General features: G+C 62.0%; 16 protein-coding genes. 8 read left to right on the top strand and 8 right to left on the bottom strand.

The features are described from left to right. Window positions 1–61: 61 nt before the first annotated feature. Both ACYU0X_RS11515 and ACYU0X_RS11510 read right to left on the bottom strand, forming a co-directional pair. Entirely contained in the window at window positions 62–559 is a 498-nt protein-coding gene (locus tag ACYU0X_RS11515) for a helix-turn-helix domain-containing protein (protein ID WP_309406383.1), read from the bottom strand. 105 nt (window positions 560–664) lie between these two features. Beyond that, window positions 665–916 (bottom strand): putative acetyltransferase, encoded by a 252-nt coding sequence (locus ACYU0X_RS11510; protein ID WP_461900797.1) that lies wholly within the window; start codon window positions 914–916, stop codon window positions 665–667. 214 nt (window positions 917–1130) lie between these two features. Between ACYU0X_RS11510 and fdxA the strand changes: the two genes are divergently transcribed. The 4 genes from fdxA to ACYU0X_RS11490 all read left to right on the top strand — a co-directional run bounded on the left by fdxA (window position 1131) and on the right by ACYU0X_RS11490 (window position 4700). Then, window positions 1131–1454, top strand: coding sequence for a ferredoxin (fdxA, locus tag ACYU0X_RS11505; protein ID WP_309406387.1), 324 nt, complete (start codon window positions 1131–1133; stop codon window positions 1452–1454). A gap of 11 nt (window positions 1455–1465) precedes the next feature. Next, entirely contained in the window at window positions 1466–2581 is a 1116-nt protein-coding gene (gene dapC, locus ACYU0X_RS11500; RefSeq protein WP_461900795.1) for a succinyldiaminopimelate transaminase, read from the top strand. Window positions 2582–2680: 99 nt separating this feature from the next. Further along, window positions 2681–3961, top strand: a complete 1281-nt coding sequence (locus tag ACYU0X_RS11495) for a citrate synthase (protein WP_309406390.1) — start codon at window positions 2681–2683, stop codon at window positions 3959–3961. A gap of 133 nt (window positions 3962–4094) precedes the next feature. Next, complete coding sequence (locus ACYU0X_RS11490) at window positions 4095–4700, top strand: hypothetical protein (protein WP_418907023.1); 606 nt, start codon at window positions 4095–4097, stop codon at window positions 4698–4700. A gap of 79 nt (window positions 4701–4779) precedes the next feature. Here ACYU0X_RS11490 and dapD read toward each other — a convergent pair whose 3' ends face one another. Continuing rightward, window positions 4780–5730, bottom strand: coding sequence for a 2,3,4,5-tetrahydropyridine-2,6-dicarboxylate N-succinyltransferase (dapD, locus tag ACYU0X_RS11485; protein WP_461900792.1), 951 nt, complete (start codon window positions 5728–5730; stop codon window positions 4780–4782). 79 nt (window positions 5731–5809) lie between these two features. On the opposite strand from dapD, the gene dapE reads away from it, so the two are divergent. Beyond that, entirely contained in the window at window positions 5810–6901 is a 1092-nt protein-coding gene (dapE, locus tag ACYU0X_RS11480; RefSeq protein ID WP_461900791.1) for a succinyl-diaminopimelate desuccinylase, read from the top strand. An 80-nt stretch (window positions 6902–6981) separates the two neighbouring features. On the opposite strand, the gene ACYU0X_RS11475 is transcribed toward dapE, so the two are convergent. From ACYU0X_RS11475 to ACYU0X_RS11460, 4 genes are all read right to left on the bottom strand, one after another. Next, window positions 6982–7845 (bottom strand): amino acid ABC transporter permease, encoded by an 864-nt coding sequence (locus tag ACYU0X_RS11475; protein ID WP_418907021.1) that lies wholly within the window; start codon window positions 7843–7845, stop codon window positions 6982–6984. Then, entirely contained in the window at window positions 7842–8522 is a 681-nt protein-coding gene (locus ACYU0X_RS11470) for an amino acid ABC transporter permease (RefSeq protein WP_309406397.1), read from the bottom strand. Before ACYU0X_RS11470 ends, ACYU0X_RS11475 begins: the two co-directional genes overlap by 4 nt. Window positions 8523–8625: 103 nt before the next feature. Continuing rightward, a complete protein-coding gene (locus tag ACYU0X_RS11465; RefSeq protein WP_418907020.1) occupies window positions 8626–9459 on the bottom strand; it encodes a glutamate ABC transporter substrate-binding protein in 834 nt (277 codons plus the stop codon). A 36-nt stretch (window positions 9460–9495) separates the two neighbouring features. Further along, window positions 9496–10266, bottom strand: coding sequence for an amino acid ABC transporter ATP-binding protein (locus ACYU0X_RS11460; RefSeq protein WP_418907019.1), 771 nt, complete (start codon window positions 10264–10266; stop codon window positions 9496–9498). 134 nt (window positions 10267–10400) lie between these two features. On the opposite strand from ACYU0X_RS11460, the gene ACYU0X_RS11455 reads away from it, so the two are divergent. From ACYU0X_RS11455 to ACYU0X_RS11445, 3 genes are all read left to right on the top strand, one after another. Continuing rightward, window positions 10401–11183 carry an LOG family protein gene (locus ACYU0X_RS11455; protein ID WP_418907018.1) on the top strand — a complete coding sequence of 261 codons (783 nt, stop codon included), beginning with the start codon at window positions 10401–10403 and terminating at the stop codon, window positions 11181–11183. Between the two features lie 3 nt (window positions 11184–11186). Then, entirely contained in the window at window positions 11187–11534 is a 348-nt protein-coding gene (locus ACYU0X_RS11450; protein ID WP_418907017.1) for a DivIVA domain-containing protein, read from the top strand. 126 nt (window positions 11535–11660) lie between these two features. Continuing rightward, the gene (locus ACYU0X_RS11445) at window positions 11661–11828 is read left to right on the top strand and encodes a DUF3117 domain-containing protein (protein WP_309406405.1); all 168 of its coding nucleotides are present in this window, start codon (window positions 11661–11663) and stop codon (window positions 11826–11828) included. A gap of 53 nt (window positions 11829–11881) precedes the next feature. Here the strand turns inward: ACYU0X_RS11445 and ACYU0X_RS11440 are convergent, their stop codons facing one another. Beyond that, on the bottom strand, window positions 11882–12529 hold the full coding sequence (locus tag ACYU0X_RS11440; protein ID WP_309406406.1) for an O-methyltransferase: 648 nt from the start codon (window positions 12527–12529) through the stop codon (window positions 11882–11884). Window positions 12530–12590: the final 61 nt, after the last annotated feature.

The following is a 12590-nucleotide window of genomic DNA, read 5'->3' as shown; positions in this document are numbered from 1 at the left end:
TCCACACAGAAAATGCCCTAACCCCGCGCGGGGTTAGGGCATTTTCGTTCGTGTGCTTCGGCTACTCGTTGCCGGTGAGATCCAAGTGGTGGGCCAAGAACAGCGAAGTGGCTACTCCGCCTGGCTCCGGCTCGCGCATGGCGTAGTCTTCCACCACGGCTCGGATCCGGCCCAACATTTCCTTCTGCGTCTCCTCGGAAAGTTTCAAACCCACGCGCATCACCTGAATTTCTTGCGCGTCCAGACCGTCGATTTCCTGCAGGAAGGTCTCCACCAACAGTGGTGCGGCGTCGGGGATGCGCGTGCCCCACGACTGGCGGGTGCTGCGGTAGGGCACTTCCTTGGCCCCGCGATTACCCTTGCGCGCCTCGAGCGCCTCGAGGAAACCGCTGCTAACCAGCGTGCGCACATGGTGCAAGGAGGTGGCCGGATTCAGTTGGAGAATATCGGCGATCTCCTTGTTCGTTCGCGGTTCATGCAGGCACAGCCGCAGAATTCGCAAGCGCAGGGGCGAACTCAACGCCCGGGCCCGGGCTTGAATCATTTCGTCGGTGGGCATATAGCCAGCATACGCGATTTTCGGTGAGTGATTGGCATTTTCAAATCACATGTGACCCAGTTGTGACCCGGAACGCGTGCCTAGCACAGTATCGCCGTGGTTCACCTAGTCTGCGACGCCCGATGACCTCGGCCGCCGCACCGGAGGGGGTGGGACTCGCTTGGCGCGCGTAATCAAAGCGCGTTCGACCTCGACGATCCCGCCCCGGGTGCGCAGGCGAATCACCCGCGGATCGACCTGCACCACATAGCCCAACACATCGGAGAATTGCGCAGTATTCGGGGAATCGGGGCCCTCGGCCAGCCGGTAGCGCAGCACGATACGGTCCGCCTCGGTCAGCTCGTCGAGGTTCAGCACCCACCCACCACCTTCATGTCAAGAAACGAAAACTAAACGCCACACGGGGAAATGTGACCAGTCAATTACGTCACAGCGTTTCGGGCAACGGTATTTCCGCGGGAGAACAGGTCTAGACTGTAGTTTGAGTTGGTGCAAGATTCAATGCGCCGTGAATGAGCTGCACACCACTTACCGCGTAACAACCACACTGCAAGGAAAGGTCCCGGTTCCCGTGACTTACATCATCGCCCAGCCATGCGTCGACGTAAAAGACAAGGCGTGCGTCGAGGAATGTCCGGTCGACTGCATCTACGAGGGTGATCGTAGCCTGTACATCCACCCGGACGAGTGCGTCGACTGTGGTGCCTGCGAGCCGGTCTGCCCGGTGGAAGCGATCTACTACGAGGACGACGTGCCGGATGAGTGGGCCGACTACTACAAGGCCAACGTCGAGTTCTTCGACGAGCTGGGTTCGCCCGGCGGTGCCGCTAAAATTGGTAACACCGGCAGCGACCACCCCTACATCAGCGCGCTGCCCCCACAGAACCAGGAGTAGGTTTCCCGCGCATGTTGCAGCTTCCCGATTACCCTTGGAATCAGCTCGCCCCATACCGTGAGCGCGCCGCCGAACATCCAGGGGGAACGGTCGATCTGTCCATCGGCACCCCGGTCGACCCCACTCCGGGCATCATTCGTGAAGCGTTGGCCGAGGCCAGCGACGCCCACGGGTACCCGACCACCCATGGCACCCTCGAGGTCCGCGAAGCCATCGTGCGCTGGTACGCCCGGCGCCGTGGTGTCACGCAGCTGAGCGTCGACGACGTGATGCCCACGGTCGGTTCCAAGGAGATGGTGGCCTGGCTGCCGCTGCTGCTCGGCCTCGGGGCCGGGGATGTCATCGTGCGCCCGGAGATCGCCTACCCGACCTATGACATCGGGGCGCTGCTGGTGGGTGCCACCGCCATCGCCACCGACGACCTGAACACGCTGACCGACGAGCAGCGCGCCAACCTGAAGCTGGTCTGGGTCAACTCCCCGGGCAATCCAACCGGCAAGGTGCGCGACGCCGCATCGCTGCGCGAGCTCGTCGACCAGGCCCGTGCCTTGGGTGCCGTGGTGGCCTCGGATGAATGCTATGCCGAACTGGGCTGGGGCCAGTACGCCGGGCAGGTGCCTAGCGTACTGGATCCGCAGGTTAGCGGTGGGGAACTGAGCGATCTGCTGGCGCTGTACTCGCTGTCCAAGCAGTCGAACCTGGCCGGCTACCGCGCCGCCTTCGTGGCCGGTGCGCCGAATCTCATGCCGCAGCTGATCAACAGCCGCAAGCACGCCGGGATGATCGTGCCCGCTCCGGTGCAGCATGCGATGGCGGTGGCTTTGGACGACGACGCGCACGTGGTAGCCCAGAAAGAGCTCTACCAGGCCCGCCGTGACGCACTGCGACCGGCGCTGGAGCGTTTCGGGTTGCGCATAGATGACTCGGTGGCCGGGCTGTACCTGTGGTGCACCGAGGCACGCTCCTGCTGGGACACCCTTTCGCAACTGGCCGACTTGGGTATCGTCGCAGGTCCAGGCGCTTTTTACGGAACGGCGGGGGAGCAGCATGTGCGCATCGCGCTCACCGCCTCCGACGAACGAATTGCGGCCGCAGTGGCGCGGCTGGAATCGGCTACGCGCCGCTGAACATGTCGTGGTGATTAGCTCTCGCACGCCACTTAGGGGTATGTTCTTTCCTGACGACTGACCTTTCGGAACGAGACGCTTTTCCGGTTAGGAGATGCAATGACAGATGTTAAATCTGCAACGCTGAATTTTGGTGACAAGAACCTAGAGCTACCGGTATTGCCGGTTGCCGAAGGTAATCCAGGCTTGAACGTCGCCCCGTTGCTCAAGACTACGGGTGCCGTTACCTACGATCCAGGCTTCATGAACACGGCGGCAACCAAGTCCGCCATCACCTACATCGACGGCGACGCAGGGATCCTGCGCTACCGCGGTTACCCCATCGAACAGCTGGCCCAGAACTCGAACTTCATCGAGGTCAGCTACTTGCTCATCTATGGTGAACTGCCCACCCCGCAGCAGCTGGAAGCGTTCGACCACAAGATCCGACGTCACACCCTGCTGCACGAAGAGCTCAAGGGCTTCTTCGGCGGCTTCCCGCGTGATGCCCACCCGATGCCGGTGCTGTCCTCGGCCGTTTCGGCGTTGTCGACCTGGTACCAGGATTCGCTCGACGCCAGCGACGAGGAGCACGTCGAGGTTTCGACCATTCGCCTGCTGGCGAAGATGCCGGTTATCGCGGCCTACGCCTACAAGAAGTCCATCGGCCAGGCACTGCTCTACCCGGATAACTCGATGAACCTCGTCGAGAACTTCCTGCGTTTGACCTTCGGCCTAGCCGCCGAGCCGTATGATCTCGACCCCGATATGGTCAAGGCCCTGGACACCCTGCTGATCCTGCACGCCGACCACGAGCAGAACTGCTCGACCTCCACCGTGCGTCTGGTCGGTTCGGCTCAGGCCAACCTGTTCGCCTCGGTCTCCGCCGGTATCAACGCCCTCTCCGGCCCCGCCCACGGTGGTGCCAACGAGGCCGTGCTGAAGATGCTACGCGAAATCGCCGCCTCGGATATGACTCCGGAAACCTTCATGGAGAAGGTGAAGAACAAGGAGGACGGCGTCCGCCTGATGGGCTTCGGCCACCGCGTGTACAAGAACTACGACCCGCGCGCGAAGATCATCAAGAAGACCGCCCACGACATCCTGGCCAAGCAGGGCAGCAACGAACTGCTCGACATTGCGCTGAGCCTGGAAGAGAAGGCGCTGAACGACGATTACTTCATCGAGCGCAAGCTCTACCCGAACGTCGACTTCTACACCGGCCTGATCTACAAGGCCATGGGCTTCCCGGAGAAGATGTTCACCGTGCTGTTCGCCATCGGACGCCTGCCGGGCTGGATTGCCCAGTGGCGCGAGATGAACCAGGACCCGGAGACCAAGATCGGCCGTCCGCGTCAGCTGTACACGGGCAACACCGAACGCAACTACCCGGGCGTCTAACCCCGCGCGTACCAGCGATTCACAGGGCGCCGAGGCATCATCGAGGATGATGCCTCGGCGCCCTGTTTTAAGCGCTCTGTGAGGCGTATGCTATGGGCACAAGACGATTCGCGTGTGCTTGGTGGTGGTGCGCATGTATATTCGACGTGGCCAAAACTGGTCGATCTGTATCGACTCGGATCCCTACGCGGTGATGGCCTTATTCCTGCGGGATTTGGCAGGTTTGACGCATACGGAAGTTGGCCCGAATAGCACGCTGGCCCATACGGTGAAGATCCGTGGCGGCCGCTGGGATACCCACGGGCAAATCAAACAGGAATGGGATTCGTGGTGGCAGTCCATCATGCACGGACCGACGCACAACCAACTGGAATCCACCCACGATTTGCCCCTGCAACTTGAACGTCGGGGGTACCCGCAGCTGGCGCGCGTGGCGTCGGCCCACTATGGTCAGGCGATCGTCTTCGCCGATGAGCACCATCGGGAGTTCACCCGGGCCGCGGTCGAGTACGTCCCGCAACGCATCCAGGAGTTGGAGAAGATCCTGCTCGATCAGGGTGTTGAGCATGCCGGTCAGAGCAATACCGAAACCAACATCCGGGTGCTTCAGGTGCCGCTGAGCGAACCCCGCGCCTGGCTGGGTGGGGGCGGGACCATTGTGGCCAGCCACAATCTCTTGCGCGACGGTGCGGCCTTCCACTCGTATATGGAGCCGATCGCCAGCGTGATGTTTCCCTAGCTTCCCGTGAACAGGGCACAGAAATACCGTCTGCACCCCGGTGGGTTCACCGAAGGGAGCAGACGGTATTCTTCTGCGACTAGTTGGCGTGCAGGGCGCTGTTCAGCTCGACCTTCAGGCCGTTGCGCGGCAGTGCCTCCACGGCACCGCTGAGCGAGTTGCGGCGGAAGAGCAGATTCGGCACACCGGAGAGTTCCAGTGCCTTCACGCTCTCGCCATCGACCAGCACGCGGGTGCCGGCGGTGACATACAGGCCGGCCTCAACCACCGAATCGTCGCCGATGGAAATGCCGACGCCGGCATTCGCGCCGAGCAGCACGCGCTCACCAATGACGATGCGCTGCTTGCCGCCGCCCGAGAGGGTACCCATAATCGAGGCGCCGCCGCCCACATCCGAGCCGTCGCCGACGACCACCGAGGCGGAGATACGACCCTCGACCATCGAGGTGCCCAAGGTGCCGGCGTTGAAGTTCACGAAGCCCTCGTGCATCACCGTGGTGCCCTCGGCCAGGTGGGCGCCGAGGCGCACGCGGTCCGCGTCGGCAATACGTACGCCGCTCGGGGTCACGTAGTCGACCATGCGTGGGAACTTGTCAATGCCGTAGACCACGACCGGGCCGCGGCTGCGCAGCTTCAGACGGGTCAGCTCGAAGTTCTCCACCTGGCAGGGACCGAAGTTGGTCCACACCACGTTGGCCAGGTGGCCGAAGATGCCATCGAGGTTAATGCTGTTGGGGCGCACCAGGCGGTGCGAGAGCAGGTGCAGGCGCAGCCACACATCGGCGGTGTCCGCCGGGGCCACATCGAGGTCGACGGTCAGCGAGACGACCTTCTGGGTGGTGCCACGCTCGGCGTCGTCGGCGGCGATGGCCGACAGCTCGCCGGAAAGTTCCTTAGCGTCTTCGATATCGCCGAGCACCGGGGCGGGATACCACACGTCCAGCACGGTGCCGTCCTGGGCCACCGTGGCCAGTCCGTGGCCGGAGGCAACGCGGACGGACTTATTCTCTGGTGTTAGCTCTGAAGTCATGCACTGATCGTATCGTTCCAACGGAGGGTAACGTTTGTAGATGACATTGGGTGGAAGTAATTTACAGAAGGAGTCCGTCGTGGGCACCACCGTGCTGAACCTCGAACAGGATGTTGCGCTGCTGACCGAGCAGATCATGAACATTGAATCGGTCTCCGGGAATGAAGGGGCCTTGGCCGACGCCGTCGAAACGGCGCTGCGCGCGCTGGGCCACCTTAAGGTGCACCGCGACGGGGATTCCATTGTGGCCCGCACCGAGCTGGGCCGCGAACGCCGCGTCGTACTGGCCGGACACCTCGACACCGTGCCCTTGCCCCGCACCGAAGGAGCCCGGGGCACCGTCCCATCCCAGGTGATCGATTCGGTGCTCTACGGGCGCGGCGCCACCGATATGAAGGGCGGGGTGGCCGTACAGCTGGCCCTGGCCGCCGAACTGCGCGAACCCCAGTTCGATGTCACCTACATCTTCTACGACCACGAAGAGGTCGAAGCGGCAAAATCCGGTCTGGGCCGCCTGGCCCGGAACAGCCCGCAGCTGCTCGAAGCCGACTTCGCGATCCTGCTCGAACCGACCAACGGCACCGTGGAAGGCGGCTGCAACGGGACCAGCCGTTTCGTGGTGCGCACCCACGGGGTGGCCGCGCACTCGGCGCGCGCCTGGATGGGCAGCAACGCGATCCACGCGGCGGCCCCGATCCTGGCCCGGCTGGCCGAGTACGACACCGCGACGGTGACCGTTGAAGGCCTGGACTACCGCGAGTGCATGAACGCGGTGCGGATTACCGGCGGGGTCGCCGGCAATGTGATTCCGGATTACTGCGAGGTCGAGGTCAACTATCGTTTCGCGCCGAACAAGAATTTGGCGCAGGCCGAAGAGATCGTCCGCGAACTCTTCACCGGCTTCGAGGTCGAACGCACCGACGGTGCCGAAGGCGCCCGCCCCGGACTGGACCGCGAGGTGGCCGCCTCGCTGGTGCGGAGTATCGGTGCCGAACCCAAACCAAAGTACGGCTGGACCGACGTGTCGCGTTTCTCGGCGCTGGGGATCCCGGCGGTGAACTTCGGGCCCGGCGATCCGCTGCTGGCGCACACCGACGACGAGCATGTGGCGCAGGAAGATATCCGTCGCTGCCTGAACAGCTTGCGTAGCTGGCTGCAGGCCAGCGCCTAGGAACACACAAAGATCCCGTAGCCCCCTGCGAATATTCGCGGCGGGGACTACGGGATCTTTTGCGTGGCGGGCTTTGGTGCTTAGACCTCGGCTTCGACCTCTTCCTTGACCGGGGCGGCAATGCCGACACGGCTGCTGAGCCGGCTGGAGACCAGCTCGGCCAGCTTGGAAAGACCGAAGTTCAAGATGATAAAGACCAGCGCGACGACGACCAGAGCCTGGAGAGTATTCGAATTACCGGTACCGACCAGCTTGCCGTTGAACAGCAACTCGTTGAAGTTGATGATGTAACCCAGTGCCGAGTCCTTCAAGATCACGATGAACTGGCTAATCAACGCCGGCAACATCGCGGTCAGTGCCTGGGGCACCTCAATCAGGCGCAGGCTTTGGCCGCGGGTAAGCCCAATGGCGATACCCGCCTCGCGCTGCCCCTTGGGCAGACCGTGCACACCCGAACGGATCAGCTCGGCCACGATCGAACCGTTATACAACGTCAGACCAATGACCACCGCGATAAAGGGAGAGTCGGCCGGCGGGACCAGACCGCTACGGGCGAGCATGATCCAGAGGAACAGCATCATCAACAGCACCGGCACCGCGCGGAAGAATTCCACGACTACCGAGCTGATCGCGTTGATCACCTTGTTGTGGGCCAGTCGGCCCATGCCGAAGATGAAACCAAACAGCAGCGAGGTCACGATGGAGATCGCCGCGGCCTTAAGGGTGTTGATCAACCCGGGCAGCAGATAGTTGCTCCACACCGAGCCCTCGGTGAAGACCAGCCAACGGACCGGGTTGAGCTGGTCCTTTGCGTTCAGCGCCAGCAACAGGTAGACGATCAGGGCCACTGCCAGCAGGATCCCGAGGATATTGAAGATCAGGATCCGACGTTTGGCCTTCGGCCCTGGCGCGTCGAAGAGTACGGACTGCGAGGTGCTACTCATCGTGCCACCGCCAATCGCTTAGACAGCCACGTCACCAGCGCGCCGATGGGTAGCACGACGATGACGAACATCAGGGCCACGGTGAGGAAGATCAGTACACCGACATCCGCGCGGTACTCCAGCATGGTTTTCATCAGGCCAGAAATTTCGGCGACGGAACCGGCAATGGCCACCGTCGTATTCTTAATCAGGGCGATGAGCACGTTGCCCATCGGGGCGATCGCTCCACGGAAGGCCTGTGGCAAAATCACCAGCCAGGCAGCCGGCAGGAAGCTGAGCCCAATGGCGCGGGCCGCCTCGGCCTGCCCAAGCGGGACGGTATTCACGCCCGAGCGGATGGCCTCGCAGAAGAACGCCGCGTGGTAGATGCTCAAGCCGATGATGGCGATTTGGAAGAAGTTCAGATCGAAATCGTTGGTGAGCTTCAGTTGAAAAACGCCGAAGAGTACCAAGACTCCGAAGGTGAGGATGATCGTCAGCGGGGTATTGCGGATGATGTTCACATAGGCGGCACCAAAGGCCCGCAGGCTCGGAATGGGGCTGATGCGCATAATCGCCAAGATGGTGCCCAGCACCAGCGAGGCCAAGGCGGCCCAGAACGTGAGCTGGAGGTTGGCCCAGAACGACTCCATAATGCGGGAGCCATACTCATCCCAAAGACTTAAATAGCCTTCCACGGCATTTTCTCCTTGGTTGACGGAAATAGTCGTTGACGCGCGAGGCGCCACACGCAGCTCATGCTGGCGCGTGGCGCCTCGTGATCAATCCACGGGTGAGCTGCTAGCTGCAGGCCTCAAAGTTCGTGGGCGGGTTCAGCTTGGCATTCGGCTCGTAGCCGGTGCCCTCGGTGTTCTTATCCAGCGCTTCCTTCCAGGCGCCATCGTCGATCATCTTCTGGATGGCGGTGTTGATGGCCTCGCACTTGTCGCTTTCCTTGTTCAGTCCGACGCCGTACGGCTCCTCGCTGAACGGGTTGCCGACAACCTTGAACTTGCCCTTGTTGGCGTCGGTGGCGGCTAGACCGGCCAAGATGATGTCATCGGTGGTGATGGCATCGATATTGCCACCCTCGAGCAGGCCAAGGCATTCGGCGTAGCCGCTCTGCTCCACCAGCTCCACGCCTGGTACGTCCTTGCGCACGTTCTCGGCCGAGGTGGAACCGGTGACCGAGCACAGCTTCTTACCGTCGAGCGAGTCCTTGCCGGTGATCGAGGAATCATCGGCACGCACCAGCAGATCCTGACCGGCGACGAAGTACGGTCCGGCGAAGCCGACACGCTGCTTGCGCTTGTCGTTGATGGTGTAGGTCGCGAAGATCATGTCGACCTGCTTGGTCTCGAGCAGGGTTTCACGGTTCGCCGAAGGAGCCGAGACCCATTCGATCTTGTTCTCGTCGTAGCCCAGCTCCTTGGCCACGTACTTGGCCACGTCGACGTCGAAGCCGGTGTAGCTGTTGCCTTCCTTGAAGCCCAGACCCGGCTGGTCGTACTTGATACCGATGCGCACGGTGTCGCCTTCGCCACCGCCGCCCCCGCCGCTGCTACCGCACGAGGTCAGGGCCAAGGTGGCGGCAGCGGCTGCCGCCGCGATTGCGCCCAAACGTTGTTTACGCATGTGAACTCCTAGTTCTTGAAGGTGTGTCGTGGGTGATTAGTGGGTGATGAGCTTGCCGAGGAAGTCCTTGGCACGATCGCTCTGCGGGTTGGTGAAGAAGTCTTCGGGACTGGACTGCTCGACGATCTGACCGTCGGCCATGAAGATCACGCGGTCGGCGGCCTTGCGCGCGAAGCCCATCTCGTGGGTCACCACTAGCATCGTCATTCCCTCGTGGGCCAGCCCCACCATGGTGTCCAGCACCTCGTTGATCATTTCCGGATCCAGCGCACTGGTGGGCTCGTCGAAGAGCATCACCTTGGGCTTCATGGCCAGGGCGCGGGCAATAGCCACACGCTGTTGCTGACCACCGGAGAGCTGGGCCGGTAGCTTGTGGGACTGGTTGGCCACCCCCACGCGCTCCAGCAACGACATGGCCAATTTGTCGGCCTCGGACTTCTTCATCCCCTTGACCTTGATCGGGCCCAGGGTGACGTTCTCCAGGATCGTCTTATGTGCGAAGAGGTTAAAGGACTGGAAGACCATGCCAACGTCGGCCCGCAGATTGGCTAGGGCCTTGCCTTCCTCGGGTAACTTCTTGCCGTCGATCGCAATGCTGCCCTCATCGATCGTTTCCAGACGATTGATGGTGCGACAGAGCGTAGACTTTCCCGATCCCGAGGGGCCGAGGATGACAACTACTTCACCCTTGGAGACCTCGAGATTGATGTTCTGCAATACGTGTAGGTCGCCATAGTGCTTGTTGACCCCAGACAGCTCGACAATTGGGCCAGCATGCGACGCCGATGCCTCTTGTTCGCTTTTCATGAGTATGACGATAGCCGATGTGACGAAGCTTACGCGAGATCTTCGCAAGTGAACTGCAACTGTTATCGAATATTTGCCTGTTCGTGTTCCGCCCAATGCGTGGATTGAAAAGGCCCACGGGATACAGTGAAGACATGGTTCATCAGCAGCAGAGCGAAGAGAACGCCTCCGGCGCACAGCGGCAGTCCGCGCCTTCGGAGCCCTCGGGGAAAAAGCCCACCGAGCAGCTCGACCACTACCTGCTGAAAGGTCCGCAGGGCGACGTTACCCACAACGACGTCTGGCGGGTACTGCGGATCCAAAGCGAGTTCGTTTCCGGCTTCGGCACCCTAGCCGGCCTTGGACCTGCGGTGGCCGTCTTCGGTTCGGCCCGCACCAGCCCGGAGAGCAAGTATTACGCGTGGGCGCAACGCGTCGGACAACGGTTGGCCGAGGCCGGATTGATCACCATCACCGGTGGTGGCCCCGGGGCCATGGAGGCGGCGAACCGTGGAGCCTCCAACGCGGAGGGCACCTCCGTCGGGCTCGGTATCGAATTGCCCTTTGAAACCGGGCAAAACCCCTGGGTCAACAAGAGCATTGACTTCCGCTACTTCTTCGTGCGTAAAACCATGTTCGTCAAGTACTCGCAGGGCTTCATCGTGCTGCCCGGCGGCTACGGCACCCTGGACGAGCTCTTTGAGGCCATGACCCTGGTGCAGACGCAGAAGATCACCAGCTTCCCGATCGTTCTGCTGGGCACCGACTACTGGGGTGGCCTGGTGGACTGGTTGCGTAACACCGTGGCCGAGGAACGCGCCATCTCCGCCGCGGATCTGGAACTGTTCCAGCTCACCGACGACCCGGATGAGGCCGTGGATCTCGTGCTGCGCACCATGCGCCGCGACGGAACCGACGACGGCGCGACCTGGGAGTAACGCATGCCTTTCCTTCTGGTAGCTCTGGCCGTCGTACTCATCGGTGCGTTGTTCTTCCTCGTCTCGATGCAACGTTCCAGCGCGGCAGGTAAGGGGCGTCGGTTCGCGGCCGTCCAGGAGCCAATCGTCGGACTCGTCGAGCCCGAACCTTCGCTGCCACCGGTGCTACTTCCCGAACATCCGCGGGCGGCCGATGTCGACGCGGTGCGTTTCTCGCTGGGGTTACGTGGCTACCGCTGCGATCAGGTTGATGACACCCTGGACGTGCTTTCGGCGGAAATTACCCGGCTGGAAAACGAAATTCGTGACCTTAAGGCACGGCGTGTGATTAGCGACACGAGCGAAAATTAGCGATAATAAACATAAGTACCCGTTGATCTGGAATGAAATCGTCGTGATCAATGGGCAAGGCATTCGGTTGTGCGCAAAGCAAACACATGTTGCGCGTGTTAGCCACGGACGAAGGGAACAGCTTACATGGCTGCGATGAAGCCACGCACCGGTGACGGACCGATGGAGGTAACCAAGGAAGGTCGTAGCTTGATTCTGCGCCTTCCCATTGATGGCGGTGGGCGCTTGGTAGTCGAGCTCAACGACGCCGAGGCAGCTGAGCTGCGTAACTGCTTGATGGGCGTTACCGAATAACGCCTTGCGCGAATAAAGGGCCGGCCGTGCGGCTGGCCCTTTGGCATGCCTGCTTAGCGTGCGAAGGCGCTGGCGACGAAGAGTCCCTGTTCGCTGGGGAATAGGTGGGCGCGAAGTTTCGGGTCCTCGCGTAGCAAACGCATGGCATCGCGCATAGCCACCGTCGATTCGCGGCGAACCGCTGGTTTGGCAACCCGGTGCTCGTCGTAGGCGTTATTGATGACGATCACGCCGCGTGGCCCGATCAGACGTTTGGCTTCGACGACCAGATCCAGCAACTCCGCCGAACCGGTGTCGAGCAGCACGAGATCGTAGGCGTGATCGGCCAGACGCCCCAGCACATTCTCGGCGCGCTCGGTGATCACTCGGGCGCGAGCGGCCAGCAAACCGGCGTCGCGCAGACCTTCGCGGAGCGCAGTGGCCCGTTCACGGTCCGGCTCAATCGCCGTCAGCGTGCCCAGTTCGCCCAAAGACCTCAAAATACTGATGGCCGCGACGCCGACGCCGGCACCAATATCCACCACGTTCTGCGGCTCGCGCAGGGCGCACAACAACTCGAGCATGGCGCGGCCGCCGGGATCGATGCAGCTGACTCCGAGGTCCTGGGCGCGCTGGCGGGCCCGAAGGATGGTTTCATCCTCGGGGGCCTGATTTTGGCTGTAGCTCCAGCTTGCCAGCAGCTCGGGATTCATCGAGGGCATAGGTACGTGGTCCTTGGAAATGGGGAAGTTGCGACTAGCACCATGTTACCTATCCGAGTCC

The organism is Glutamicibacter sp. X7, from assembly GCF_054889245.1.
Note: the sequence above shows the minus strand (reverse complement) of the source record. Positions and strands in the feature narration are given on the sequence as shown.

Coding starts and splice junctions, on each gene's coding strand:
- ACYU0X_RS11455 (WP_418907018.1), top strand. CDS start 10,401: ATGGTTCATCAGCAGCAGAGCGAAGAGAACGCCTCCGGCGCACAGCGG.
- ACYU0X_RS11515 (WP_309406383.1), bottom strand. CDS start 559: ATGCCCACCGACGAAATGATTCAAGCCCGGGCCCGGGCGTTGAGTTCG.
- dapC (WP_461900795.1), top strand. CDS start 1,466: ATGTTGCAGCTTCCCGATTACCCTTGGAATCAGCTCGCCCCATACCGT.
- ACYU0X_RS11465 (WP_418907020.1), bottom strand. CDS start 9,459: ATGCGTAAACAACGTTTGGGCGCAATCGCGGCGGCAGCCGCTGCCGCC.
- ACYU0X_RS11445 (WP_309406405.1), top strand. CDS start 11,661: ATGGCTGCGATGAAGCCACGCACCGGTGACGGACCGATGGAGGTAACC.
- ACYU0X_RS11450 (WP_418907017.1), top strand. CDS start 11,187: ATGCCTTTCCTTCTGGTAGCTCTGGCCGTCGTACTCATCGGTGCGTTG.
- ACYU0X_RS11495 (WP_309406390.1), top strand. CDS start 2,681: ATGACAGATGTTAAATCTGCAACGCTGAATTTTGGTGACAAGAACCTA.
- ACYU0X_RS11440 (WP_309406406.1), bottom strand. CDS start 12,529: ATGCCCTCGATGAATCCCGAGCTGCTGGCAAGCTGGAGCTACAGCCAA.
- ACYU0X_RS11490 (WP_418907023.1), top strand. CDS start 4,095: ATGTATATTCGACGTGGCCAAAACTGGTCGATCTGTATCGACTCGGAT.
- dapD (WP_461900792.1), bottom strand. CDS start 5,730: ATGACTTCAGAGCTAACACCAGAGAATAAGTCCGTCCGCGTTGCCTCC.
- ACYU0X_RS11475 (WP_418907021.1), bottom strand. CDS start 7,845: ATGAGTAGCACCTCGCAGTCCGTACTCTTCGACGCGCCAGGGCCGAAG.
- ACYU0X_RS11460 (WP_418907019.1), bottom strand. CDS start 10,266: ATGAAAAGCGAACAAGAGGCATCGGCGTCGCATGCTGGCCCAATTGTC.